At 72.0% G+C, this 21250-nt stretch carries 21 protein-coding genes; 8 read left to right on the top strand and 13 right to left on the bottom strand.

Annotated features, from left to right (window positions below):
- Positions 1-60 precede the first annotated feature (60 nt).
- Positions 61-219, top strand: coding sequence for a hypothetical protein (locus NR112_RS18655; protein WP_256795788.1), 159 nt, complete (start codon positions 61-63; stop codon positions 217-219).
- 171 nt (positions 220-390) lie between these two features.
- Here the strand turns inward: NR112_RS18655 and NR112_RS18650 are convergent, their stop codons facing one another.
- The 6 genes from NR112_RS18650 to NR112_RS18625 all read right to left on the bottom strand — a co-directional run bounded on the left by NR112_RS18650 (position 391) and on the right by NR112_RS18625 (position 7822).
- Entirely contained in the window at positions 391-879 is a 489-nt protein-coding gene (locus NR112_RS18650) for a CHAP domain-containing protein (RefSeq protein WP_256795787.1), read from the bottom strand.
- Between the two features lie 225 nt (positions 880-1104).
- Positions 1105-3228, bottom strand: coding sequence for an ABC transporter ATP-binding protein (locus tag NR112_RS18645; RefSeq protein ID WP_306217409.1), 2124 nt, complete (start codon positions 3226-3228; stop codon positions 1105-1107).
- Positions 3228-4958, bottom strand: a complete 1731-nt coding sequence (locus NR112_RS18640) for an ABC transporter ATP-binding protein (protein WP_256795786.1) — start codon at positions 4956-4958, stop codon at positions 3228-3230. Before NR112_RS18640 ends, NR112_RS18645 begins: the two co-directional genes overlap by 1 nt.
- Positions 4959-5043: 85 nt before the next feature.
- Positions 5044-5790, bottom strand: coding sequence for a TetR/AcrR family transcriptional regulator (locus tag NR112_RS18635; protein ID WP_256795785.1), 747 nt, complete (start codon positions 5788-5790; stop codon positions 5044-5046).
- 77 nt (positions 5791-5867) lie between these two features.
- A complete protein-coding gene (locus NR112_RS18630; RefSeq protein WP_306217435.1) occupies positions 5868-7454 on the bottom strand; it encodes a methyltransferase in 1587 nt (528 codons plus the stop codon).
- Complete coding sequence (locus tag NR112_RS18625) at positions 7451-7822, bottom strand: anti-sigma factor antagonist (RefSeq protein WP_256795784.1); 372 nt, start codon at positions 7820-7822, stop codon at positions 7451-7453. The genes NR112_RS18630 and NR112_RS18625 overlap by 4 nt, the downstream gene beginning before the upstream one ends.
- Before the next feature lie 175 nt (positions 7823-7997).
- Here NR112_RS18625 and NR112_RS18620 point away from each other — a divergent pair, with 175 nt between their 5' ends.
- The 7 genes from NR112_RS18620 (at position 7998) to NR112_RS18590 (ending at position 15526) form a co-directional block, all read left to right on the top strand.
- Positions 7998-10325 (top strand): DEAD/DEAH box helicase, encoded by a 2328-nt coding sequence (locus tag NR112_RS18620; protein ID WP_256795783.1) that lies wholly within the window; start codon positions 7998-8000, stop codon positions 10323-10325.
- A 173-nt stretch (positions 10326-10498) separates the two neighbouring features.
- Positions 10499-10717: a hypothetical protein gene (locus NR112_RS18615; RefSeq protein ID WP_256795782.1), complete on the top strand. Its 219-nt coding sequence runs from the start codon at positions 10499-10501 to the stop codon at positions 10715-10717.
- Positions 10718-10935: 218 nt separating this feature from the next.
- Complete coding sequence (locus tag NR112_RS18610; RefSeq protein ID WP_256795781.1) at positions 10936-11973, top strand: sulfate ABC transporter substrate-binding protein; 1038 nt, start codon at positions 10936-10938, stop codon at positions 11971-11973.
- Complete coding sequence (gene cysT, locus NR112_RS18605) at positions 11970-12941, top strand: sulfate ABC transporter permease subunit CysT (protein WP_256795780.1); 972 nt, start codon at positions 11970-11972, stop codon at positions 12939-12941. Before NR112_RS18610 ends, cysT begins: the two co-directional genes overlap by 4 nt.
- Entirely contained in the window at positions 12938-13744 is an 807-nt protein-coding gene (gene cysW / locus NR112_RS18600; RefSeq protein WP_256795779.1) for a sulfate ABC transporter permease subunit CysW, read from the top strand. The genes cysT and cysW overlap by 4 nt, the downstream gene beginning before the upstream one ends.
- Complete coding sequence (locus NR112_RS18595) at positions 13741-14751, top strand: sulfate/molybdate ABC transporter ATP-binding protein (protein ID WP_256795778.1); 1011 nt, start codon at positions 13741-13743, stop codon at positions 14749-14751. Before cysW ends, NR112_RS18595 begins: the two co-directional genes overlap by 4 nt.
- A 310-nt stretch (positions 14752-15061) precedes the next feature.
- On the top strand, positions 15062-15526 hold the full coding sequence (locus NR112_RS18590; RefSeq protein ID WP_256795777.1) for an Rrf2 family transcriptional regulator: 465 nt from the start codon (positions 15062-15064) through the stop codon (positions 15524-15526).
- Positions 15527-15608: 82 nt separating this feature from the next.
- Here NR112_RS18590 and NR112_RS23215 read toward each other — a convergent pair whose 3' ends face one another.
- The 7 genes from NR112_RS23215 to NR112_RS18560 all read right to left on the bottom strand — a co-directional run bounded on the left by NR112_RS23215 (position 15609) and on the right by NR112_RS18560 (position 20765).
- On the bottom strand, positions 15609-16094 hold the full coding sequence (locus tag NR112_RS23215) for an Rv3654c family TadE-like protein (protein ID WP_374513071.1): 486 nt from the start codon (positions 16092-16094) through the stop codon (positions 15609-15611).
- Positions 16091-16414 (bottom strand): TadE family type IV pilus minor pilin, encoded by a 324-nt coding sequence (locus NR112_RS18585; RefSeq protein ID WP_256795776.1) that lies wholly within the window; start codon positions 16412-16414, stop codon positions 16091-16093. The genes NR112_RS23215 and NR112_RS18585 overlap by 4 nt, the downstream gene beginning before the upstream one ends.
- 41 nt (positions 16415-16455) lie before the next feature.
- The gene (locus NR112_RS18580; protein ID WP_256795775.1) at positions 16456-16659 is read right to left on the bottom strand and encodes a DUF4244 domain-containing protein; all 204 of its coding nucleotides are present in this window, start codon (positions 16657-16659) and stop codon (positions 16456-16458) included.
- A gap of 74 nt (positions 16660-16733) precedes the next feature.
- Positions 16734-17645 (bottom strand): type II secretion system F family protein, encoded by a 912-nt coding sequence (locus tag NR112_RS18575; RefSeq protein ID WP_256795774.1) that lies wholly within the window; start codon positions 17643-17645, stop codon positions 16734-16736.
- The gene (locus NR112_RS18570) at positions 17642-18634 is read right to left on the bottom strand and encodes a type II secretion system F family protein (RefSeq protein WP_256795773.1); all 993 of its coding nucleotides are present in this window, start codon (positions 18632-18634) and stop codon (positions 17642-17644) included. Before NR112_RS18570 ends, NR112_RS18575 begins: the two co-directional genes overlap by 4 nt.
- Complete coding sequence (locus NR112_RS18565) at positions 18631-19980, bottom strand: TadA family conjugal transfer-associated ATPase (RefSeq protein ID WP_256795772.1); 1350 nt, start codon at positions 19978-19980, stop codon at positions 18631-18633. Before NR112_RS18565 ends, NR112_RS18570 begins: the two co-directional genes overlap by 4 nt.
- On the bottom strand, positions 19977-20765 hold the full coding sequence (locus NR112_RS18560; protein WP_256795771.1) for a hypothetical protein: 789 nt from the start codon (positions 20763-20765) through the stop codon (positions 19977-19979). Before NR112_RS18560 ends, NR112_RS18565 begins: the two co-directional genes overlap by 4 nt.
- Positions 20766-21250 lie beyond the last annotated feature (485 nt).

Genomic DNA, 21250 nt, shown 5'->3' with positions numbered 1-21250 from the left:
TGAATGGCGATCATCAGCAGGGCACCCATCAGGCCCTGGACGAGCCAAGGGGACTGTCTCATGAAGAATGCCATCCGCATCGCCGCCGCGGTCACTGCCGCGGTCATCCTCGGTCTCTCGGCCGGCTCGGCCAGCCACGCCGGCTCCGCCCCGGCCGACGCCTGGTGCCGTCGCGCCCCTTCGGCCAACGGTCCCTGCGAGTACGTCGCGGGGCTCTGAGACCCGGCTCGACCCGACGACACGGGAGGCCACGACGCATCGCGTCGTGGCCTCCTGCCTGTCCGGGCACACGCGGACGACGAGAACACGACGAGAACACGGCGGTGCCGCGGAGACGCTCGGTCTCCGCGGCACCACCGGTCCGCCGGTCGCGCGCCGGCTCGTCGAGTGTCAGCCCTTGTGCCAGTAGTACGCGACGCCGCCGTGCGAGGACGCGTGCGTCGTCGGGTTGTAGGCGTGCTCGCCGACCTTGTTGGGGGCCACGAAGTTCGAGTCGATGACACGGATGTCGGCGCCGGCCGGGTCGCCGGAGACGATGGCCGTGTGGATGCCGGTCGTGTGCGAGCCGGAGTCGGTCTCCTGGATGATGTCGCCGGGGACGACGTTGGCCTTGGAGACCTGGTGGTAGCCGGCGTTGATGTAGGCCTGGAAGTACCCCGTGCCGAGGGTGTTGGGGTAGACCTCGGCGTAGATCTTCTGGACGAAGACCTTGCACTGGCCCTGCGAGGTGCCGATGTAGTTGCGGGCGTGGGTGACCATGGCGCTCGCGGCGTCGGCCGACGAGACCGCGCCGATCGGGACGACGCCGGCGGTGGCGGCCGCGACGGCGAAGGTGGTGACGAGGGTGCGGAGGGTGGTCTTTCGAGCTCGGGTGTTCATCGTCGATCTCCTTGTGGTGGCGTGTGATCGGGCCGGTCCGCTGGATCGGACCGGCCCGCCCGTGAGGGCGTGCCGCCACGATCCATCCCGTCCCTAACCAGCCGCTAACAAGCCTCGGACCACCCGGCCTAGGCCCCAGCGGCGCACGAGAGGCCCCGCCGTCCGATCGGGACGGCGGGGCCTGTCGTGCGCGCGGTTCGCTCGTCTTGGTCCGGCGCCCCGGGCTCAGTCGCCCTTCGGCTCGGCCGGCACCGCCGAGTCGGGCGTCGGGACGCCGGGTCCGCCGGCCGGGCCGGGCGCACCGGCCCCGACAGTCGCCATCTCCGGTATGCCGTCCGCAGCGCCGGGTACCCCCGCCGTCTCGTCGAGGTCGGCCGCGGCACCCGCGAACTGGGCCGCATACAACGTCGCGTAGGCGCCGCCGGTCGCGAGCAGCTCGGCATGCGTGCCCTTCTCCACGATGCGCCCGTCCTCCATGACGAGGATGAGGTCGGCGTCACGGATCGTCGACAGACGGTGCGCGATGACGAAGCTCGTCCGGTCGGACCGCAGCGCCGCCATGGCGTGCTGGACGAGCAGCTCGGTGCGCGTGTCGACCGAGCTCGTGGCCTCGTCGAGGATGAGCAGCGCCGGGTCGGAGAGGAACGCGCGCGCGATCGTGACGAGCTGCTTCTCCCCGGCCGAGATGTTGGACGCCTCGTCGTCGAGCACGGTGTCGTAGCCGTCGGGCAAGGAGTGCACGAAGCGGTCGACGTAGGTCGCCTTGGCGGCCGCGATGACCTCCTCGTCGGTGGCACCGGGACGGCCGTACGCGATGTTGTCGCGGATCGTGCCGCCGAAGAGCCACGTGTCCTGCAGCACCATGCCGATCCGCGCGCGCAGGTCGTGGCGGGTCAGGTCGCGGATGTCGACGCCGTCGAGGGTGATGCGTCCGCCGTCGAGCTCGTAGAACCGCATGATGAGGTTGACGAGCGTCGTCTTGCCGGCGCCGGTCGGGCCGACGATGGCGACCGTCTGACCGGGTTGCACCGAGAGGTCGAGGTCCTCGATGAGCGGCTTCTCGGACGTGTAGGAGAAGGCGACCGACTCGAAGGCGACGGCTCCGTGCGGGTCGTCGATGCGGGACGGTGTGGCGGCGTCGGGCTCCTGCTCGTCGGCGTCGAGCACCTCGAAGACGCGCTCGGCCGAGGCCACGCCGGACTGGAGCACGTTGGCCATCGACGCGACCTGCGTCAGCGGCTGCGTGAACTGCCGGGAGTACTGGATGAAGGCCTGGACGTCACCGAGACTCATCGTGCCGGACGCGACGCGGAGGCCGCCCACGACGGCGATCGCGACGTAGTTGAGGTTCCCGACGAACATCATGACCGGCATGATGATGCCGCTGATGAACTGGGCGCCGAAGGCTGCCTCGAAGAGCTCGTCGTTCTTCTGCTTGAAGTTCGCCTGGGTCTCCTTCTGGCGGCCGTAGACCTTGACGAGCCCGTGCCCGGTGAAGGTCTCCTCGACGATGCCGTTGAGCTCACCCGTGTAGCGCCACTGCTGGATGAAGAGCTTCTGCGAGCGCTTGGCGATGAGGCCGGTCACGACGATCGAGATCGGGATGGAGACGAGCGCGATGAGCGCGAGCTCCCAGGAGATCCAGAACATGATGCCCAGCACGGCGACGACCGTGAGCAGCGACGTGAGCAGCTGCGACATCGTCTGCTGCAGGGACTGGCCGACGTTGTCGATGTCGTTGGTGACGCGGCTCAGCAGCTCACCGCGGGGCTGGTTGTCGAAGTACGGGAGGGGCAGCCGGTTGAGCTTGGCCTCGACCTCCTGGCGCAGGTCGTACATCGTGCGCTGGAGGACGCCCTGGAGGATCCATCCCTGGATCCACATGAGCAGCGACGCGGCGACGAAGAGCGCGACGACGACCAGCAGCACGCGAGCGAGGGCGTCGAAGTCGATGCCCACGCCCGGGGTGAAGTCGACGTTGCTCAGCAGGTCGGCATACGTCGCCTGTCCCTGCGCACGCAGGCTGTCGACGACCTGCTCCTTGGTGGTGCCGGGCGGCGCCTGGATGGTGCTGCCGATGGCACCGGCGAAGATGAGGTCGGTCGCGCGCCCGAGGATCTTCGGCCCGATCGAGCTGAGCGCGACGCTCGAGACGGCCAGCACGAGGACGACGACGACCTTGACGCGGTGCGGCCGCAGCCGACCGAGCAGGCGCTTGGCCGACGGGCCGAAGTTGAGCGACTTCTCGCCCGGCTGGCCCATCTGCATGTGGGGCGGGCCGCCCCGGCGTGCGGGTCCGCGGCGGACTTCTGCGGCCTTCTCCTCGGCCGTCTTGACTCCCTCGGCCATCAGGCCGCCTCCTCCGCGCTGCGCTGGGACTCGACGATCTCCTGGTAGGTGACGCAGGAGTCGAGGAGCTGGTCGTGCGTGCCCTGGCCGACGACGCGGCCGTCCTCCAGCACGATGATGTGGTCTGCGTCGACGATGGTCGAGACGCGCTGGGCCACGATGACGACGGTGCTGCCCAAGGTGGCCGGCCGCAGGGCCCGGCGCAGGCGCGCATCGGTCGACAGGTCGAGGGCCGAGAACGAGTCGTCGAAGAGGTAGATGTCGGGGCGCTTGACGATGGCCCGGGCGATGGCGAGACGCTGGCGCTGGCCGCCGGAGACGTTGGTGCCGCCCTGCGCGATGGCCGAGTCGAGGCCGCCCATCGCCTCGACGAAGTCCTGGCCCTGCGCGATGCGCAGGGCGTCCCACAGCTCGTCGTCGGTGGCCTCGGGGTTGCCGTAGCGCAGGTTGGTCGCGACGGTGCCGCTGAAGAGGTAGGGCTTCTGCGGGACGAGACCGATCTTGCTCCACAGGTCGTCGAGCTCGAGGTCGCGCACGTCGACGCCGCCGACCCGAACGCGGCCTGCGGACGCGTCGAAGAGGCGCGGGATCAGGCCGAGGAGCGTCGTCTTGCCGGCACCCGTGGAGCCGATGATGGCCGTCGTCCGCCCCGGGTCCGCCCGGAAGCTGACGTCGTGGAGGACGGCCGCCTCGGCCCCCGGGTAGTGGAAGTCGACACCGACGAGCTCGAGGCCCGCGGCGGATGGCGCCATCCTCAGGGGCTGCACGGACTCGACGACGGACGAGTCGGTGTCGAGGACCTCCTGGATGCGGCCGGACGAGACGGCGGCACGCGGGATCATCGTGGCCATGAAGGTCGCCATCATGACGGCCATGAGGATCTGGACGAGGTAGGACAGGAAGGCCGTCAGCTCGCCGATCTGCATGTCGCCGGACGCGATGCGGTGTCCACCGAACCACATGACGGCCACGGTCGAGAGGTTGAAGATGACCATGACGATCGGGAAGACGAGCGCCATGAGGCGGCCGACCTGGAGCCCGGCGTTGGTCAGCAGGCCGTTGGCCTCGGCGAAGCGGGCCTCCTCGTGCTCCTCGCGGACGAAGGCGCGCACGACGCGGATGCCGGTGATCTGCTCGCGCATGACGCGGTTGACGCCGTCGAGCGAGGTCTGCATCCGTCCGAACCACGGCACCATCCGCGAGATGACGAGGCCGACGACGAGGCCGAGCAGGGGCACCGCGACGGCGACGAGCCAGGACAGCCCGACGTCCTCGCGCAGGGCCATGATGATGCCGCCGACCATCATGATCGGCGTCGTGACGAGCAGGGCGAAGCCCATGAAGACGACCATCTGGACCTGGGTCACGTCGTTGGTGCTGCGCGAGATGAGGGTCGGGGCCCCGAAGCGCGTCACCTCCTGCGCCGAGAAGTCGACGACCGTGCCGAAGACGTTGCCGCGGATGTCGCGGCCCATCCCCATCGCGACGCGGGCCGCGAGGAAGGTGGCGGCGACGGAGGCGGCGATCTGCACGAGGCTGACCGCGAGCATGATGCCGCCGTGGCTGATGATGAAGGCCGTGTCGCCCTTGGCGACGCCCTGGTCGATGATCTCGCCGTTGAGGCTCGGCAGGTAGAGCGAGGCCATGGTGCTGACGAGCTGGGCCAGGCAGATGAGCACGATCTGGCCCGAGTAGGGACGCAGGTGACTGCGGAGCAGTCGGATCAGCATGTCGGTGCCTTTCGGTGCGCGACGGGTGGGGTGGTGTCGCTGGGGAACGCTAGGGACTCACGTGGGGTGAGGGTCAACTGGTTTGTCACGGCCGCGACCCCTCGTCGGCGGCGAGCAACCGCGGGTCGCCGCCGAGCTGCGCGTGGAGCTCGGCGATGGACAGGCCGCTCCCGGTGGGGCTATGCCGACGTACGAGTCCGAAGAGGACGGTGTCGACGATCTCCTCGGGCGTCAGCACCTGCCCGTCGGCGATGCCCGGGTGGCTGCCCGAGAAGGTGAGCAGCCGGATGCGGTGGATGAGGTCGCTGCCGGGGACGACGAGGTGGTCCTCGTCGTGGATGAGCAGCTGGTTGATCGCCTCGAGCAGCGGCTGGTGGGCGGCCTCGTGCTCCTCCTCGTCGGCGTGGCCGCGAAGGTGCCGCCCCGCGTCGTAGCAGGCCTGGTGCGGTCCGCGGTTGGGCGGCTGGCTCAGGCCCAGGGCACCCATGAGGCCGAAGACCTCGGTGAAGCGCAGCTGCATGATGCGGGTGAAGTCGACGAGCCGGTCGCGCAGCGACGCCTCGGGGTCGATGGCCGTGATGCGACGCCGGACGGGGGCCGGGCAGAACGCCGCCTGCACGGCCTCCTTCTCGAGGACCTCCTTGGTCGGGAAGACCCGGAAGATCGTGCCCTCCGCGACGCCGGCTTCCTGGGCGATCTCGCTCGTCGTCGGCTTGCGCCCCTCACGGTGGGCGAGCCGGACGAAGACCTCGATGAGGGCGTCCCGGCGGTCGTCGGGGTTCATCGGGGCCGCCCGCTGACCGGGGCGCTGGCCCTCCACACGTGTCGACACGCAGACCATCATGAATGAGTGAGCGCTCACTCACAAGTGGTTTGGCGAGACCAGCCCCCGGGGTCGGCCTGCGCACGTCAGACGAGCAGGCCGTCTGCCACGAGGTCGCGCACCTGCGGGAGCACCTCCGCATGCACCTCGGCGGCGTCGAGGCCGAGCACCGTCGCGATGGCATCGAGAGCCGCCCGGGCCGTCAGGTCGCCGTCGGCCACGCCGAGGTATGCCGCCAGCAGCGTCCCGGCGCGGACGACGCGTCCCAGCCCGCCGCCCTGCCGGACGAGGATGACGCTCGGATCCTCGGCGCCCGGGACCCCGTGCCGCTCCTCCGTCACATCGGGGGCGCACGACCACGCGACGTCGAGGACGCCGTCGTCGGAGTGCTCGGCGAGCCACGTGCGGGCCCGAAGCCCCGCGTCGACGGCCGGTCCCATCGGCGCCGCGACCGGACCGTGGGCCTCGTCGAGGGAGCGCCAGGTCGCACGGTCGGTCGCCGGCCGCTGAAGGGTGACGACCCCGAAGCCGACCTGCTCGACACCGCGCGAGGCGAAGTCGCGCAGCCACGCGGCATACATCATGGAGTGGGCCTCGCTGCCCGGCTGGGCACCGCCGTCGCGGGCCCACAGCTCGGCGTACTCGGCGGGGTCCTGCGACTCTCGCTGGATGACCCAGGCGTCGAGGGCGACCCCGTCCCTGGCCTGCTCGTCGAGCCAGTCGCCCCAGACGTCGCGCCACGTGCGCCCGGCCGTGACCTCCCAGTTGCCGAGGAACTGCGCAACGCCGCCAGGCTCGAGCACTGAGCCGACCTGGCGCACGAGGGAGCGGACGAGGGTGTCACCGGCTCGACCGCCGTCGCGGTACTCGTAGAGCGGCACACCCTCGTCGCGGGGTGTGATGACGAAGGGCGGGTTGCTCACGACGAGCGAGAACTGTTGCCCCGCAACGGGATCGAGCAGGTCGCCCAAGAGCAGCCGGACGTCGGGGACGGCCCCGGCGCCTTCGGAGGCAGCGAGCGCGAGGTTGAAGCCGGCATACGCCAGGGCCCGCTCCGAGATGTCGGTGGCGACGATCGCTCCGACGTGGCCGGTCAGGTGCAGGGCCTGCACGCCGCAGCCCGTGCCGAGGTCGAGCGCGCGGTCGGCGGGACGTCGGACGGTCCACGACGCGAGGGTGGTCGAGGCACCCCCGATCCCGAGCACGTGGTCGGGACGCAGCGGCCCACCCACGACCAGCTCGGAGAGGTCGGAGGCGACCCACCAGTCGTGGGCGTCGTCGCCGTAGGGACGCAGGTCGCACGTCGCGACGACGTCGCGCTCGGGAGGCGCCCACCGATCGGCGGCGAAGCCGGCGCGCCCGCCCTCGAGGCGCACGAGTCCGAGGCGCACGGCCCCGTCCACCCCGAGCGAGGGCAGGGCGGCGCCCAGGGCCGACGCTCGCACGGGTCGGCCGAGGGTGAAGAGGCGCACGAGGACGCCGCACGCGTCGTCCACGGACGTGACCGAGGACTCCGTCGCGAGGAGTGCCGGCAGCGGCTGCTCACGGTGCAGCGCATCGGACGCCACCGAGCCGAGACGCTCGGCGACGCCGTCGACGGTGAAACCGGCCGCCGTGAGGTCCGCACGCAGCAGCGCGACGAGGGACCCGTCGACGACAGGGGTGTCGTTCAGGACTGCTCGCCCGGCGTGCCCGCCCCGGCCGCGCTCGAGGCGAGCGCCGCCTCAAGGGTCGGGTGGATCTCGAAGACCTTGTCGAGGCCCGTGATGGAGAAGACCTTGAGGACGCGGTCGTCGGTGCCGACGAGGAGCATCGACCCGCCTCGCGTGCGGGTCAGCTTGAGGCGGCCGACGAGCACCCCGAGCCCCGTCGAGTCGAGGAAGGTCACGTCCGTGAGGTCGACGACGAGCTTGGTGCGGCCGCTCTGGATCTGTTCGTCGAGCTTCTCGCGCACGAGCGGCGCGGTGTAGACGTCGATCTCGCCGCCGAGGTGGACCACGGTCTGCTCGCCATGGTCGGCTCGGGTGATCGAGAGATCCACCTGTGCCCCTTCCTTGTGCCCACACGTGCACAGCTTCTGATCGCGGTTTCGCGGGTCCGGTCCTGGCGTCGTGCTGACCGTTCCCCATCCGTCACGTTCCCCCCGCGTGACCGACCGCGCAGTAACATGCCCCGCTCGTCGGTTACCGTACCCCGACGGCATACGGTTGCTCCACATGAACGGGGAGTCAGCGCCCGCGGGACCCGTGCCGGAGGACCTCCTGCGCACGCTCGTCGGCGACCGTCCCGAGCGGCTCGTGCACGTGCACGAGGTGCCGGCTCGCCGCGCCGTGCTCGGGGCCTGGCCGGAATGGGTCGACCCGACGCTCCTCGGCTCACTGCTCGCCTCCGGCATCGAGGCGCCGTGGTCGCACCAGGTCGAGGTGGCACAGGCCGCCCACGCCGGACATCACGTCGTCGTCAGCACGGGCACGGCCTCCGGAAAGAGCCTCGGCTACCACCTGCCGATGCTCAGCGACATCATCACCGGGGCGGGCGCACCCAACGGCCGCGGCGCCACCGCGCTCTACCTCTCCCCCACCAAGGCGCTCGCCGCCGACCAGCTGAGCCGCATCGACCGGCTCGCGCTGCCCGCGGTGCGCCCCGCGACGTACGACGGCGACACCCCCACCGACGAGCGGCGCTGGATCCGCGACCACGCCAACCTCGTGCTCACCAACCCCGACCTGCTCCACCACTCCCTGCTGCCCGGGCACGAGCGGTGGAGCTCGTTCCTGCGGGCGCTGCGCTACGTCGTCGTCGACGAGTGCCACGTCTACAAGGGCGTGTTCGGCGCCCACATGGCAGCGGTGCTGCGACGGCTCCGACGGGTGGCCGCGCGCTACCGCTCCGAGCCGACCTTCGTCTTCGCGTCCGCCACCGTGGCCGACCCGGAGGAGCACGCCTCCCGGCTCCTCGGTATGCCGGTGACCCCGCTGACGCGGGACGGCTCGCCTCGCGCCTCGATGACCTTCGCACTCTGGGAGCCCCCGCTGCTCGTCGACGAGACCGGGCAACCGTCGCGGGTCAGCACCATCACCGAGACGGGCGAGCTGCTCGCCGGGTGCGTGCGCGAGCGCGTGCAGACGGTGGCCTTCGCCCGGTCCCGCGCCGGGGTCGAGGTCGTGGCGCGCATCGCCAAGGAGCGCGTGTCCGTCACGGACGAGCACCGGGTCGCCGCCTACCGCGGCGGCTACCTCCCGGAGGAGCGACGCGACCTCGAGCGGTCTCTCCGCGCGAAGGAGCTGCTCGGCCTCGCGGCCACCAACGCCCTCGAGCTCGGCGTCGACGTCAGCGGCCTCGACGCCGTGATCCTCGCGGGATGGCCCGGCACGCTGTCGTCGCTGTGGCAGCAGGCCGGGCGCGCCGGCCGCTCCGGAGAGCGCTCGCTGGCCGTGCTCGTCGCAGCCGACGACCCGCTCGACACGTTCGTCGTGCACCACCCCGAGTCGATCTTCGGCCGCGGCATCGAGGCCACGGTCGTCGACCCCGACAACCCGCACGTGCTCGGTCCGCACCTGGCCGCGGCGGCCGCTGAGCTGCCCGTGACCGAGGCCGACGTCGAGATCTTCGGGCCACAGACCCGCGTCCTCCTCGACGCGCTCGTCGCCCGCGGCATCCTCAAGAAGCGACCGCGGGGCTGGTTCTGGGGGCGCGAGGACCGGCCCGCCGACCATCTGTCGCTGCGCGGTGCCGGCGAGCCCGTGCGCATCATCGAGACCCGCACCGGGCGCGTCGTCGGCACCGTCGACGACGCGAGCGCCCACTCTCAGGTGCACACTGGCGCCGTGCACCTCCACCAGGGCCAGACGTGGGTGGTCACCGAGCTCGACCTCGACGACCACGCGGCCTTCGCGGTGCGTGGCGACCCCGGATGGACGACCCAGGCACAGTCGGTCAGCGACTTCCAGATCGTCCACGAGACCGAGCACGAGCAGTGGGGGCCGCTCCGGTGCTCGTTCGGCCACGTCACCGTGCGTCACCAGGTCACCTCGTTCCTGCGACGCCTGCCCGGCGGAGAGGTGCTCGGCGAGCACCCCCTCGACCTGCCGCCGCGGTCGCTCGCGACGAAGGCGGTGTGGTGGACGATGCCCGTCGAAGACCTCACGGCGGCCGGGGTGGCGGAGGACGGCATACCCGGAGCCGCGCACGCGGCCGAGCACGCCGCCATCGGGATGCTGCCCCTCTTCGCGACGGCAGACCGCTGGGACATCGGCGGCGTGTCGACGGCGCTGCACCCGGACACCGGACTGCCGACGATCCTCATCTACGACGGGCACCCCGGTGGCGCGGGCTTCGCCGAGCGCGGCTACCGACGGATCCGCCCGTGGCTCAACGCGACCCGCGACGCCATCGCCTCGTGCGAGTGCCCGGAAGGCTGCCCGTCGTGCATCCAGTCCCCCAAGTGCGGCAACGGCAACGAGCCCCTCGACAAGCGCGGCGCCGTGGCCCTGCTCGACCTCGTCCTGCGTCACGCGGGCCCAGGGGCCGGGGGCGCGCCGTGAACCGGCCACCGACCGGACCCGGACGTCCGGGGCGTCCGGGGCGTCCGGGCCCGTCTGGGTCGTCCGGCCCGTCCGGCCCGTCCGATGCGCAGGGTCCTCCGGCGGGCGCCGGCGCCGGACCGTGGGTCGGGATCACGGGGGGCGCCGCCGGCCGGCCTGCCCCCTCGGTCGTCGTGCGTGGGACGCTGCGCCGGGTCGAGGTCGAGATGCAGCCTCTCGTGCTGGACGCCGACGACGGGACGACGTGGGAGCTGCTGCTCCCGCCCGGGTGGGTGCTCGAGGTCGAGCCCGGCGCGCGAGTGACCGTGAGCGGGGACGCCCCCACCGACGTGGCCACGGCGTCGATGGTCGGCCCGGTGCTGCGCGTGCGCTCGCTGTCGCCCGGCGACTGAGCGCCCGGACGCCGCGTCCCCGTCCCGACCATGCTCGCCCTGGGGTGGCCGACCACACTCTGAGACATAATGTCGAGTTATTTGACCGGTAACGCATCGCTATTCGAAACTCCCATGCAACGGATAGGAAAGCAGCCACCCGTCGGCTGCCGACCGACCCGGCCCGCCGCACCCCGCGGCGCGACCCCGATCCGGACCGCACCCCTCAGGAGCCCGACATGCGCCGCCCCTCGATCGCCCTCGCCGCCATCGCCGTCACCGCGACCCTCGGTCTGACCGCGTGTGCCGGCGGCGGGGCCAGCGACACCGCCGCGGGTCCGGGCACCGCGGCCGCCGACGGCGCCGCGACGAGCACCATCAACCTCTACGCGTACGCCGTCCCGAAGGTGGGCTTCGACGTCGTCATCCCCGCCTTCCAGAAGACGAAGGCCGGTCAGGGCGTGCAGTTCCAGCAGAGCTACGGCGCCTCGGGCGACCAGAGCCGCAAGGTCGCCGCCGGAGCCGAGGCCGACTTCGTCAACTTCTCGGTCGAGCCGGACATCACCCGCCTCGTCGACGCCGGCCTCGTCGACCCGAACTGGAATGCCAACGAGCACAAAGGGATTCCTTTCGGCTCCGTGGTGACGATCGTCGTGCGCAAGGGCAACCCCAAGGGCATCAAGGACTGGGACGACCTGCTCAAGCCCGGCATCGAGGTCGTCACGCCCAACCCGTTCTCGTCGGGCTCGGCCAAGTGGAACCTCCTGGCCCCCTACGCCGCCAAGAGCAACGGCGGCGTCGACAAGGCCGCCGGGCTCGCCTACGTCTCGGCGCTCGTCAAGGACCACGTCAAGGTCCAGCCCAAGTCGGGCCGCGAGGCCACCGAGACCTTCCTCCAGGGCAGCGGCGACGTGCTCCTCAGCTACGAGAACGAGGCGCTCTTCGTCGAGAAGAACGGCGACCCCGTCGAGCACGTCACCCCGCCCACGACGTTCAAGATCGAGAACCCGGCCGCCGTGCTCAAGGGCAGCAAGAACCTCGCCACGGCCACGGCGTTCAACGACTACCTCTACACGCCGGCGGCGCAGAAGCTCCTCGCCGAGGCCGGCTTCCGGCCGGTCGACACGACGGTGGCCCAGGAGTACGCGTCGAAGTTCCCGGCCCCGGCGAAGCTCTGGACGATCGCCGACCTCGGCGGCTGGAAGACCGTCGACAGCACGCTCTTCAAGAAGGACGTCGGTGACATCGCCAAGATCTACGACCAGGCGACGCAGTGACGTCTGACACCGACCAGCAGCGCAGGGGCACGCGTCCGGAGACGGACGCGGCGCCCCTGCCGCCGCGTCCGGGCCTGGACGCGTCGGACGGCGTACGCCCTCGTGGCGGCGACGCCGCCGGCCGGGGTGAGGGGTCCGGAGGCGCCCCACGACCCGCACGCCACGGCAAGGGCCTCAGAGGGCTCCGCCGACCGCTCGGCATCGGCATCGTCACGCTGTGGCTCAGCGTCATCGTCCTGCTGCCGCTCGCGGCGCTGACCGTCGCGGCGTTCGACGAAGGCCTCGCCGGGTTCTGGGAGGCCGTCACCGCGCCCGCCGCGCTCGCGTCCCTCTGGGTGACCGTGCTCGCCTCGGCCGTCGTGGCGCTCGTCAATGCCGTCCTCGGGACGCTCGTCGCCTGGGTGCTCGTCCGGGACGAGTTCCGCGGCAAGCGCTTCGTCAATGCCGTCATCGACCTTCCGTTCGCGCTGCCGACGATCGTCGCGAGCATCGTGCTGCTCTCCCTCTACGGGCCCAACAGCCCCATCGGGGTCGAGCTCAACGCGACGCGCTGGGGGCTCGTCGTCGCGCTGCTCTTCGTCACCCTGCCGTTCGTCGTCCGCTCGGTGCAGCCCGTCCTCATCGAGGCCGATCGCGAGGTCGAGGAGGCCGCGGCCTCGCTCGGAGCCACGACCGGGACGACGTTCCGCCGCATCGTGCTGCCGACCCTGGCGCCGGCGATCCTCAGCGGCACCGGACTCGCCTTCGCCCGCGCCATCGGCGAGTACGGCTCGGTGGTGCTCATCGGCGGCAACATCCCGCGCGAGACCCAGGTGACCTCGCAGTACATCCAGCAGCAGATCGAGATCGACCGCCCGCTCAACGCGGCCGCGGTCTCGGTCGCGCTGCTCGCCATCGCGTTCGTCACGCTCCTGCTCCTGCGCGTCGTGTCGAGCCGCAGCCAGCGGCGCGAGGAGCGTGACGCATGAGGGTCTCCCGGGGCACCCGCCTTTCCCTGCGCGTCGTCGCGCTCGGCTACCTCTTCGTCCTGCTCGGCGTGCCGATCGGCGTCATCCTCTGGCGCACGTTCGAGCCGGGGCTCTCGGAGTTCATCGCCTCGATCTCGACACCCGCGGCGAAGTCGGCGCTCAACCTGTCGCTGCTCATCGTGGCGATCACCGTGCCGGTCAACGTCGTCTTCGGCGTCGCGACCGCCCTGGCCCTCGTGCGGGGACGCTTCCGCGGACGAGGGCTGCTGCAGGCCGTCGTCGACCTGCCGTTCGCCGTCTCGCCGATCGTCGTCGGCGTCTCCCTCATCATGCTGTGGGGTGTCAACGGGTGGTTCGGTGCGCTCGACCGGGCCGGCTTCCAGGTCATCTTCGGCATCCCGGGGATGGTGCTCGCGACGATCTTCGTGACCCTGCCGTTCGTCGTGCGCGAGGTCGAGCCGGTGCTGCACGAGATCGGCCAGGAGCAGGAGCAGGCGGCCTCGACGCTCGGGGCCAACGGGTGGCAGACGTTCTGGCGCATCACCCTCCCCGCCATCCGGTGGGGCCTGACCTACGGCGTCGTGCTGACGGTGGCGCGGGCCCTCGGCGAGTTCGGCGCGGTCATCATGGTGAGCTCCGGTTTTCCCGGGGTCTCGCAGACCCTGACGCTCCTCGTGCACTCCCGCTACATCGACGACCACAACACCTACGGCGCGTATGCCGCCGCCACCCTGCTCATGGGCATCGCGCTCGTCGTGCTGCTGCTCATGACCCTGCTCGACCGCAAGAGGAGCGACCGATGATCACCGTGACCAGCGCCCGGAAGCAGTACGGCGCGTTCGCTGCTCTCGACGACGTCAGCCTCGACATCCCCAGCGGCTCGCTCACCGCGCTGCTCGGGCCGAGCGGCTCCGGCAAGTCGACGCTGCTGCGCTCGATCGCCGGTCTCGAGGAGCTCGACTCCGGCACCGTGACGATCGAGGGGCGCGACGTCACGGACGAGCCCCCGCAGCGACGCGGCATCGGCTTCGTCTTCCAGCACTACGCCGCCTTCAAGCACATGACGGTCCGCGACAACGTCGCCTTCGGACTGACCATCCGCAAGCGCCCCAAGGCCGAGACGGCCAAGAAGGTCGACGAGCTGCTCGAGATCGTCGGGCTCGACGGCTTCCAGCACCGCTATCCGGCGCAGCTCTCCGGCGGACAGCGCCAGCGGATGGCGCTCGCCCGGGCCCTCGCGGTCGACCCGCAGGTGCTGCTGCTCGACGAACCGTTCGGCGCCCTCGACGCGAAGGTGCGCACCGACCTGCGTCAGTGGCTGCGCCGGCTGCACGACGAGGTGCACGTGACGACGGTGCTCGTGACGCACGACCAGGAGGAGGCGCTCGACGTCGCAGACCGCATCGCCGTACTCAACCAGGGACGCATCGAGCAGGTCGGCGATCCCGTCACGCTCTACGAGCGCCCCGCCAACGACTTCGTCATGAGCTTCCTCGGCTCGGTGGCGCACCTCGGCGGCCAGCTCGTGCGTCCACACGACATCGCTCTCGAGCGCGACCGCGCGACGGCTCTCGCCCTCGACGCCAAGGTGCCCGACTCCCCCGGCGTCATCGACGCCGTCGTCGAGCGCGTCGTGCCCCTCGGCTTCGAGGTCAGGGTCGACCTGCGCGCTGACTCTGGCGAGCGGTTCGCGGCGCAGATCACCCGGCGGGACGCCGCCGAGCTGCAGCTGCGCGAGGGGGAGACGATCCACGCCCGCGCCGTCGGGCGATCGAGCGTCGTCGACCACGACCCGGCCCTCGCGATCTGACGCCCGGACGTCCAGCTCCGCTGGGCCAACGTGGGACAGATCTCGCACGGGCGTGAACGACGGCATAACGTATGCCGTGAAGCCCCTCGTGTCGCCGAGCGGCGTGGGCGGGCGGCTCGGGTCACCGAGTGAACTGAGGCGGCGAGGGGACGACACCTCGCCGCCTCAGTCACACCCGGCCCGTCGTGACCATCGAGTGCGCACCCCGTCACAGCCAGCTGTCGTCCTGCCGCGGTTCCGGACGCCGGCGCCACGTCGCAGGTCGAGCCGATTGGAGCGGAGGTCACCGCTGGTGCGGCAGACTGCATGCGTGGACATCTCGGCACGAGTCGACTACGCGGTCCGCGCGATGCTCATCCTCGCCGAGGCGGACGCGGAGGGCTCGGGCCCGATCAGCATCGACAGCCTCTCGACCCGGCAGGAGCTGCCGCGCAAGTTCCTCGAGGCGATCTTCGCCGACCTTCGCCGCGGCAACCTCGTGCTGAGCCGTCGCGGTGCTCGCGGCGGCTATGTCCTGGGGCGGCCGCGCGGGGAGATCAGCGTCGGCGACGTCTTCCGGGCCGTCGACGGTCCGCTCGCCGAGGTGCGCGGGCTGCGACCGCACGAGACCGAGTACCAAGGTGTCGCAACCCACCTGCCGAGCCTCTGGGTGGCCGTCCGTGCGAGCCTGCGCGAGGTGCTCGACGACACCTCCCTCGAGGATCTCCGCACCGGCGACCTACCGGACCGGGTGCGACAGCTGCTCGCCGCCCCGGACGCCTGGCAGAACCGCTGACGTCCGACCGTCGGCGTCTGACCGTCGTCGTTCGGCCGTCAGGCTTCTGCCGTCATCGTGCCGCACGTCAGCCGTCGGGCCGTCAGCGTTGGGGACCCGCACGGGCGCGGGCCTTTGCAGGCGCGGGCCACAACCGGGCCCGGACCGTGACACGCAGATCGACGTCTGCTCCCAACGACGAACACGACTGTGTCGCAGCATCGTTCGCCCGAACCACCTGTTGCGCCACCGTACACGCCTGAGCCGAGTCCGCACCGTCCTGCATCGCCGATGCGGCGGCCAGGGAGCCGAGGTCGGCGGCGACCCGAGCCCGGTGGCTGGCGACCACCACGGACGCCACCACGAGACCGCCCATGGTGAGGACCAGCACCACGGCCACGACCGACAGGGCGAGGATGCTCGCTGCGCCCCGCTCGCCTGTCGGACGTGTCGGCACGATCGGCACAGTCGGACAGGACGGGACGCTCGGCCGTGCCTGCGGGGTGTGCCATGTCTGCCCCAGCTGGGTCCGCGGCACCTCGGAGGGCGGGACCGGTCGCAGGGATGGACGGACGTGGGGAGTCGTCATGACGCTGACTCGACGGGCGTCACGGCTGCGGCGCTGAGCTCCCAGCCGGGCAGCAGACCCCAGCCGCCGGTGCGTGCCGAGACGACGACCCGGACTCCCCCACCGACGCCGGAGATCTGCACGCGAGCGCCCGTCGGCGCCGTCTCGGCGGCAAGGGCACGGACCCGTCCCGAGTCGTCACCACGGGCCGCTGCCCGTGCGGCGACCCGGGCAGCGTCGACGCACCGGATCTGGTCGACGGCGGCGTTGATCGCGACGAGGCAGAAGCCGAGGAGGAGCACGACCGACGGGATGGCGACGGCGAGCTCCGCCGTCACCATCCCGCGCTCCCGATCCGGTGCGGGTCGAGGGCGTCGCGACCTCACCCCGCGATCCCGAGGGCGCTCTGCACGATGCCGGCCAGGGCTCCTCGCACCGCGTCGGACTTGACGACTCCGAGCAGCACGAGCGCGAAGGTGCAGGCCGCCATGATGCCGACGGCGTACTCCGCAGTCGTCATCCCGCGGTCGCGGCGTCCCGGGATCACCCGGCGACGGGTGAGTCGTCGGATCAGCTGATGGGTCATGGGTTCTCCTCTCCTCGCCCGGACGGGGTGCCCGGGACGCTGTGTCCCCTGGTGGAGGGATGGGGTGAGCTCCGTCAGGCAGCGAGCAGGCTGCCCGCGAGAGCGATGACGAGTGGCGCCACCGTGGTCAGGCAGAACGCCGGGAGCAGCACGAGACCGAGCGGCGCGACGAGGCGGACGCCGACCTTGGCCGCCGAGACCTCCAGGCGTTCGAGCTCAGCGGAGTGCAGGTCGTCCGAGGCTGCGAGCAGCATCGCGCCGGGAGGCACGCCTGCCTGGTGGGCGATGGCCACGGCGCGCGCGGCTGGCGACCACGCGTGCCCGACGGAGGCCCAGGCGTCAGCCTCGGTCGCTCCCCACCTCAGGGCAGCCGCGACCTGCCGCAGGTCTGTGGACGCGCGCCCGGTCAGCCCCGTGGCCACCGCCTCGAGCACGTCCCAGGTCGGCAGACCCGACCGGTAGGCCAGGGCCAGCAGTGCGAGGGCAGAGGACACCTCGGCGTCGGTGACCCGTCTCCCGTCGTCCTTCTTGCTGCCGGCCGGAGCCGGCAGCAAGCCGCCGCTGTCCGCGGCCGGCGAGCGATCCGTCGAGCCAACCGCGGAGGCCGGACGGGTCGGGTGGGTCGAACCGGTCGGGTCGGTGGAGCGGGTCGCGGAGGTCGAGCCGGTCGAGCCGGTCGAGCCGGTCGAGCCGGTCGAACCCGGCGAGCCCGTCGAACCGGTCGAGTGCGTGGGCGCTGTGGGGGCCCTCGGGTCTGTCGGACTCGAGCCGACCGGGACGCCCGATGTCTCGTGGCCAGGGGCGGCCCGGTCACCGCGACCTCCGAGGAGGACGAGCACCGACCCTGCAGCCAGGCAGCCTGCGGTGAGTCCGAGAAGAGGCGCGTTGCGCACCACGTCGGTGAGGGCGCCGGCTTCGGCGATCGCCTCGGCGACGGCGGTAGCGACGACAGTCGCGACGGAAGGAGCAGCGACGAGTGCGGTCATGCTCGCACCGCCCGCCGGACCATCCGGGAGCACCAGACCCGACCGGCCCAGACGAGGAGCAGTCCGGCCACGACAGAGACGGTCGCGATCGGCGACCCGAGGTAGAGCGTCGCCGGGTCGATGCCGCAGGCCAGCCCGAAGATCGGGCCGGTCAGCGGCAGGAGGGTCAGGACGGTGACCGTGGCACGGGGCCCGGCCACGGCGACCGCGACCTTGCCCCGACGGGTGCGAGCGTCGAGGAGCCCACCCACCGCACGGTCGACCGCGAAGGCGAGCGGAGCGCCGGTGGTCTCGGACAGGCGCCAGGCAGCCGCGACGAGCGCCAGATCGGGAGATGCACTGCGAGCGGCCCATTCGGCCCAGACCGGCGAGGTCGGCTCGGCACGGTCGCTCGCGTCGAGAAGGCTGCCGACGAGCCGGTCGATGTCGGCGGTCGGCCGCTCATCGCGGCGGGCGGTTCCGCCGGACGACCAGGGCCGGCCGGTACCCGCGCCCGAGGCTGTATGCCGGCTGCTGCGCGCCCGAGACCGTGGGGCCTGTCGGGCATGGTCCCGGCGGGCCAGCTGGACCCGCTCGGCACCGAGCGTCGAGGTCGCCGCGAGCTCGATGGCGCGGCTCGGTGTCAGACCGGCCCCGAGAGCCGGACCGATGCCGCGCAGCAGGTCGAGGACGTCGTCGACCAGCCCTCCCGGCCGCTGGCGAAGACGCCAGCGACGGTAGAGGTCGACCGGGTCCTGCTGCCACAGGCTTGCTCCACCTTCGCCCGCTGCGAACCCCTGGGCGGCCGGGCCGAGAGCGGTGCGCCGCCCCGGCCCACCACCGGGCCCGCCAGCCGAGCCCCCGGAGAGCCCGGCGCCCTCCTCACCTACCGGGGACTCACGGCCCCAGATGTTCACCGTGGTTGCCCGAGCGGACACCCCGCCCGGCCACACGAGCACGGCCAGACCGAGCAGGACCGCAGCGAGCGCCCCGACGGCGCCGGCGTTCACGACGCCTCCGCGATCGAGGCCGTGACCGAGGCCGCCGGTGGGGTCGAGGCGGCCGGTGGGGCAGAGGCGGTCGGTGGGGCAGAGGCGGCCGGTGGGGCCGAGGCGGTCGATGTGGCCGGGGCCGCGGTCGGGGCCGCGGTCGGGGTCAGAGCTGGTGCCGGAGTCGCCGGGGTCGGGCGAACGAGCTCCGACTCCAGCCCGAGCCGACCCGCGAGCGCTGACCACGCCGGACCGCATCGAGGCTCCTGACCGGGGCCGTCCCACTCGAGCGCGGGCACGATGCAGGGGTTGCCGTCGCGGCGGAACAGCGCCGCCACCGAGGCGACGCGCCGGCCTGCGCGGTCGCGTGTCACGTGCACGACGACGTCGATGGCGGCCGCCAGCTGGGCGCGGACCGCTTCAGGCCCCAGGTTCGCCAAGGCACCGAGCGCCTCGAACCGGGCCACGACGTCGGCCGGGGCGTTGGCGTGGACCGTGCCGCACCCGCCCTCATGGCCGGTGTTGAGCGCGGCCAGCAGTTCCCGGACCTCGGCCCCACGAACCTCGCCGACGACGATCCGGTCCGGACGCATGCGCAGCGCCTGCCGTACGAGCGTCGTCAACGTGACCTCGCCTGCGCCTTCGACGTTGGCCGGTCGTGCCTCGAGCCGGATGAGGTGCGGGTGGTCGACCGTCAGCTCGCGGACGTCCTCGACGACGAGCAGCCGCTCGACCGGGTCGCTGCAGCCGAGCAGCGCCGCCAGGAGGGTGGTCTTGCCCGCCCCCGTGCCGCCGGAGACGACGAACGCGAGCCGCCGGGCGACCAGGGCGCGCAGCACGGGCAGCCACTCCGGGGGCAGCATCGCGCGTCCGCACAGCTCGGTCAGGGACACCGGCTCCCCGGGCGGAACCCGGATCGTGATGTGCGGGCCAACGTCGACGAGCGGCGGCAGCATCGCGTGGAGGCGAGCGCCGGACGGGAGCTGCCCGTCGACCCAGGGACTGGCCTCGTCGAGGCGGCGCCCCGCGATGCCGGCCAGTCGGACGGCGAGACCCCGTGCGTCGTCGGCATCGAGTCGCTCGCCCACCCACTCCATGCCGTGACCGCGGTCGACCCAGATGCGTCCGTCGCCGTTGACGGCGATGTCGGTGACGCCCGGCTCGGCGAGCCAGGGGTCGAGCGGTCCGGCGCCGAGCACCCGCGAGGCCAGCGCCGACCGGGTCTCGGCGACGCGGTGTGCTCCGAGCGCCCCACGCTCCTGGGTCGCCACCTCGGCCACCGCTGCGCCGTCGGGACCGATGCCGTCACGGACGCGCTGCCACACCGCCGGCGTCAGCGACCCGCCGGGCCGTGACTGGACGCTCATGCAGCGACCGCCTGGTCGGTGAGACGCAGCAGCAGCTCGTCGGCGGCACGCACGACCTCGCCACGCCCTCGCGCACCCGGCGGCAGCCCCTCGGCCACCTCGGCGACGAGGCGCCGGTCGTCGCCGACCGTGGCCACGAGCGGCACGTCGAGCCCATCCATGACGAGGTCCTCGAGGTCGGGCTCGATGCGGCCTCCGCGCAGGACCACCCAGGGCTCGATGGGCAGCAGCGGCTTGCGCTCCCACGCCTGCCCGGTGTCACGCAGACGTCCGAGCAGGCCGCGCACGCCCGACACGACCGCGGAGGTGGCCGCGAGCTGCGGCACCTGGGTGCCGGACACGACGACGACCGCGTCGACGAGCAGGCCGACGCGGGCCAGGACGGACGGGTCTCGGGACAGGTCGAGGACCGTCAGGTCGTGCGCGTCGGCCAGGCCGGCCACGACGTCGGGCAGGCTCTGCACCCAGCCGTCGCCCTCCTCGTCGAGCGGTGCGACCCAGCCCGAGCCGCCGCTCCCCGAGAGCACGGGCACACCGCACGAGACCGGGAGCTCGTCGGCCAGCCCGAGCCCGTCCACGACGCCCGCGACGTCGGCCAGCTCCGGCCAGCGCCACCCCGGCTCCTGCTCGAGGCCGAAGACGACGTCGAGAGACCCTGAGACGCGGTCGAGATCGACGGCCACGACCGAGCGCGCGGCCGCGGCGGCGCGCACGGCAACGGCGGCCGCGAGGGTTGAGGACCCGACCCCACCAGAGGCCGGAACGAAGGCGATGACGTTTCCCATGCGCCCACCGTCACGCACCGGGCGGAGCCGGCCCAGCGGCATACCCAAGCCGGTGGATACCCGTCCCCACGCGCACGGGGGTGTGGAAAAGCCGACGCAGCCGCACGAACCCGGGCACACGCTGGCCCCGAAAAGAGTGGTGGCCTTCGTCCGGGGGAAGACGAAGGCCACCTCACGAGACTGGCACCGGGGGGGAGGGGCCAGATCGCGTCGGCGCTCGAACCCATGCGGGGAGCACCACCAACAATGCTGGACGTTAGTCCTGAGGATTGCAAACCGAGAAGTCACGACACGCAGTGATTTCTCCTGATTTGTCACGACACAAACAGGAACGTTGAGATCCGCAGGCGACGACAGAACGTCCCACACGAGGCGGAGGCCCCCCGACCAACGGTCGGAGGGCCTCCAGAGAAGCTCCGGGCTACCAGGCGTGCATTCTCGATAGTGTCGCCCCGGTTGTGCGCCCGGGGGTGGACTGTTCCAAG

Source organism: Terrabacter sp. Ter38 (assembly GCF_024519435.1).
Lineage (GTDB): Bacteria > Actinomycetota > Actinomycetes > Actinomycetales > Dermatophilaceae > Terrabacter.
This window is presented reverse-complemented; position numbering and strand designations above follow the sequence as displayed.

What these genes read in the sequence shown, in the direction of transcription:
- NR112_RS18655 (WP_256795788.1), top strand. Translation starts at nt 61, where the DNA reads ATGAAGAATGCCATCCGCATCGCCGCCGCGGTCACTGCCGCGGTCATC.
- NR112_RS18650 (WP_256795787.1), bottom strand. Translation starts at nt 879, where the DNA reads ATGAACACCCGAGCTCGAAAGACCACCCTCCGCACCCTCGTCACCACC.
- NR112_RS18645 (WP_306217409.1), bottom strand. Translation starts at nt 3,228, where the DNA reads ATGGCCGAGGGAGTCAAGACGGCCGAGGAGAAGGCCGCAGAAGTCCGC.
- NR112_RS18640 (WP_256795786.1), bottom strand. Translation starts at nt 4,958, where the DNA reads ATGCTGATCCGACTGCTCCGCAGTCACCTGCGTCCCTACTCGGGCCAG.
- NR112_RS18620 (WP_256795783.1), top strand. Translation starts at nt 7,998, where the DNA reads ATGAACGGGGAGTCAGCGCCCGCGGGACCCGTGCCGGAGGACCTCCTG.
- NR112_RS18610 (WP_256795781.1), top strand. Translation starts at nt 10,936, where the DNA reads ATGCGCCGCCCCTCGATCGCCCTCGCCGCCATCGCCGTCACCGCGACC.
- cysW (WP_256795779.1), top strand. Translation starts at nt 12,938, where the DNA reads ATGAGGGTCTCCCGGGGCACCCGCCTTTCCCTGCGCGTCGTCGCGCTC.
- NR112_RS18595 (WP_256795778.1), top strand. Translation starts at nt 13,741, where the DNA reads ATGATCACCGTGACCAGCGCCCGGAAGCAGTACGGCGCGTTCGCTGCT.
- NR112_RS23215 (WP_374513071.1), bottom strand. Translation starts at nt 16,094, where the DNA reads ATGACGACTCCCCACGTCCGTCCATCCCTGCGACCGGTCCCGCCCTCC.
- NR112_RS18585 (WP_256795776.1), bottom strand. Translation starts at nt 16,414, where the DNA reads ATGGTGACGGCGGAGCTCGCCGTCGCCATCCCGTCGGTCGTGCTCCTC.
- NR112_RS18580 (WP_256795775.1), bottom strand. Translation starts at nt 16,659, where the DNA reads ATGACCCATCAGCTGATCCGACGACTCACCCGTCGCCGGGTGATCCCG.
- NR112_RS18575 (WP_256795774.1), bottom strand. Translation starts at nt 17,645, where the DNA reads ATGACCGCACTCGTCGCTGCTCCTTCCGTCGCGACTGTCGTCGCTACC.
- NR112_RS18565 (WP_256795772.1), bottom strand. Translation starts at nt 19,980, where the DNA reads ATGAGCGTCCAGTCACGGCCCGGCGGGTCGCTGACGCCGGCGGTGTGG.
- NR112_RS18560 (WP_256795771.1), bottom strand. Translation starts at nt 20,765, where the DNA reads ATGGGAAACGTCATCGCCTTCGTTCCGGCCTCTGGTGGGGTCGGGTCC.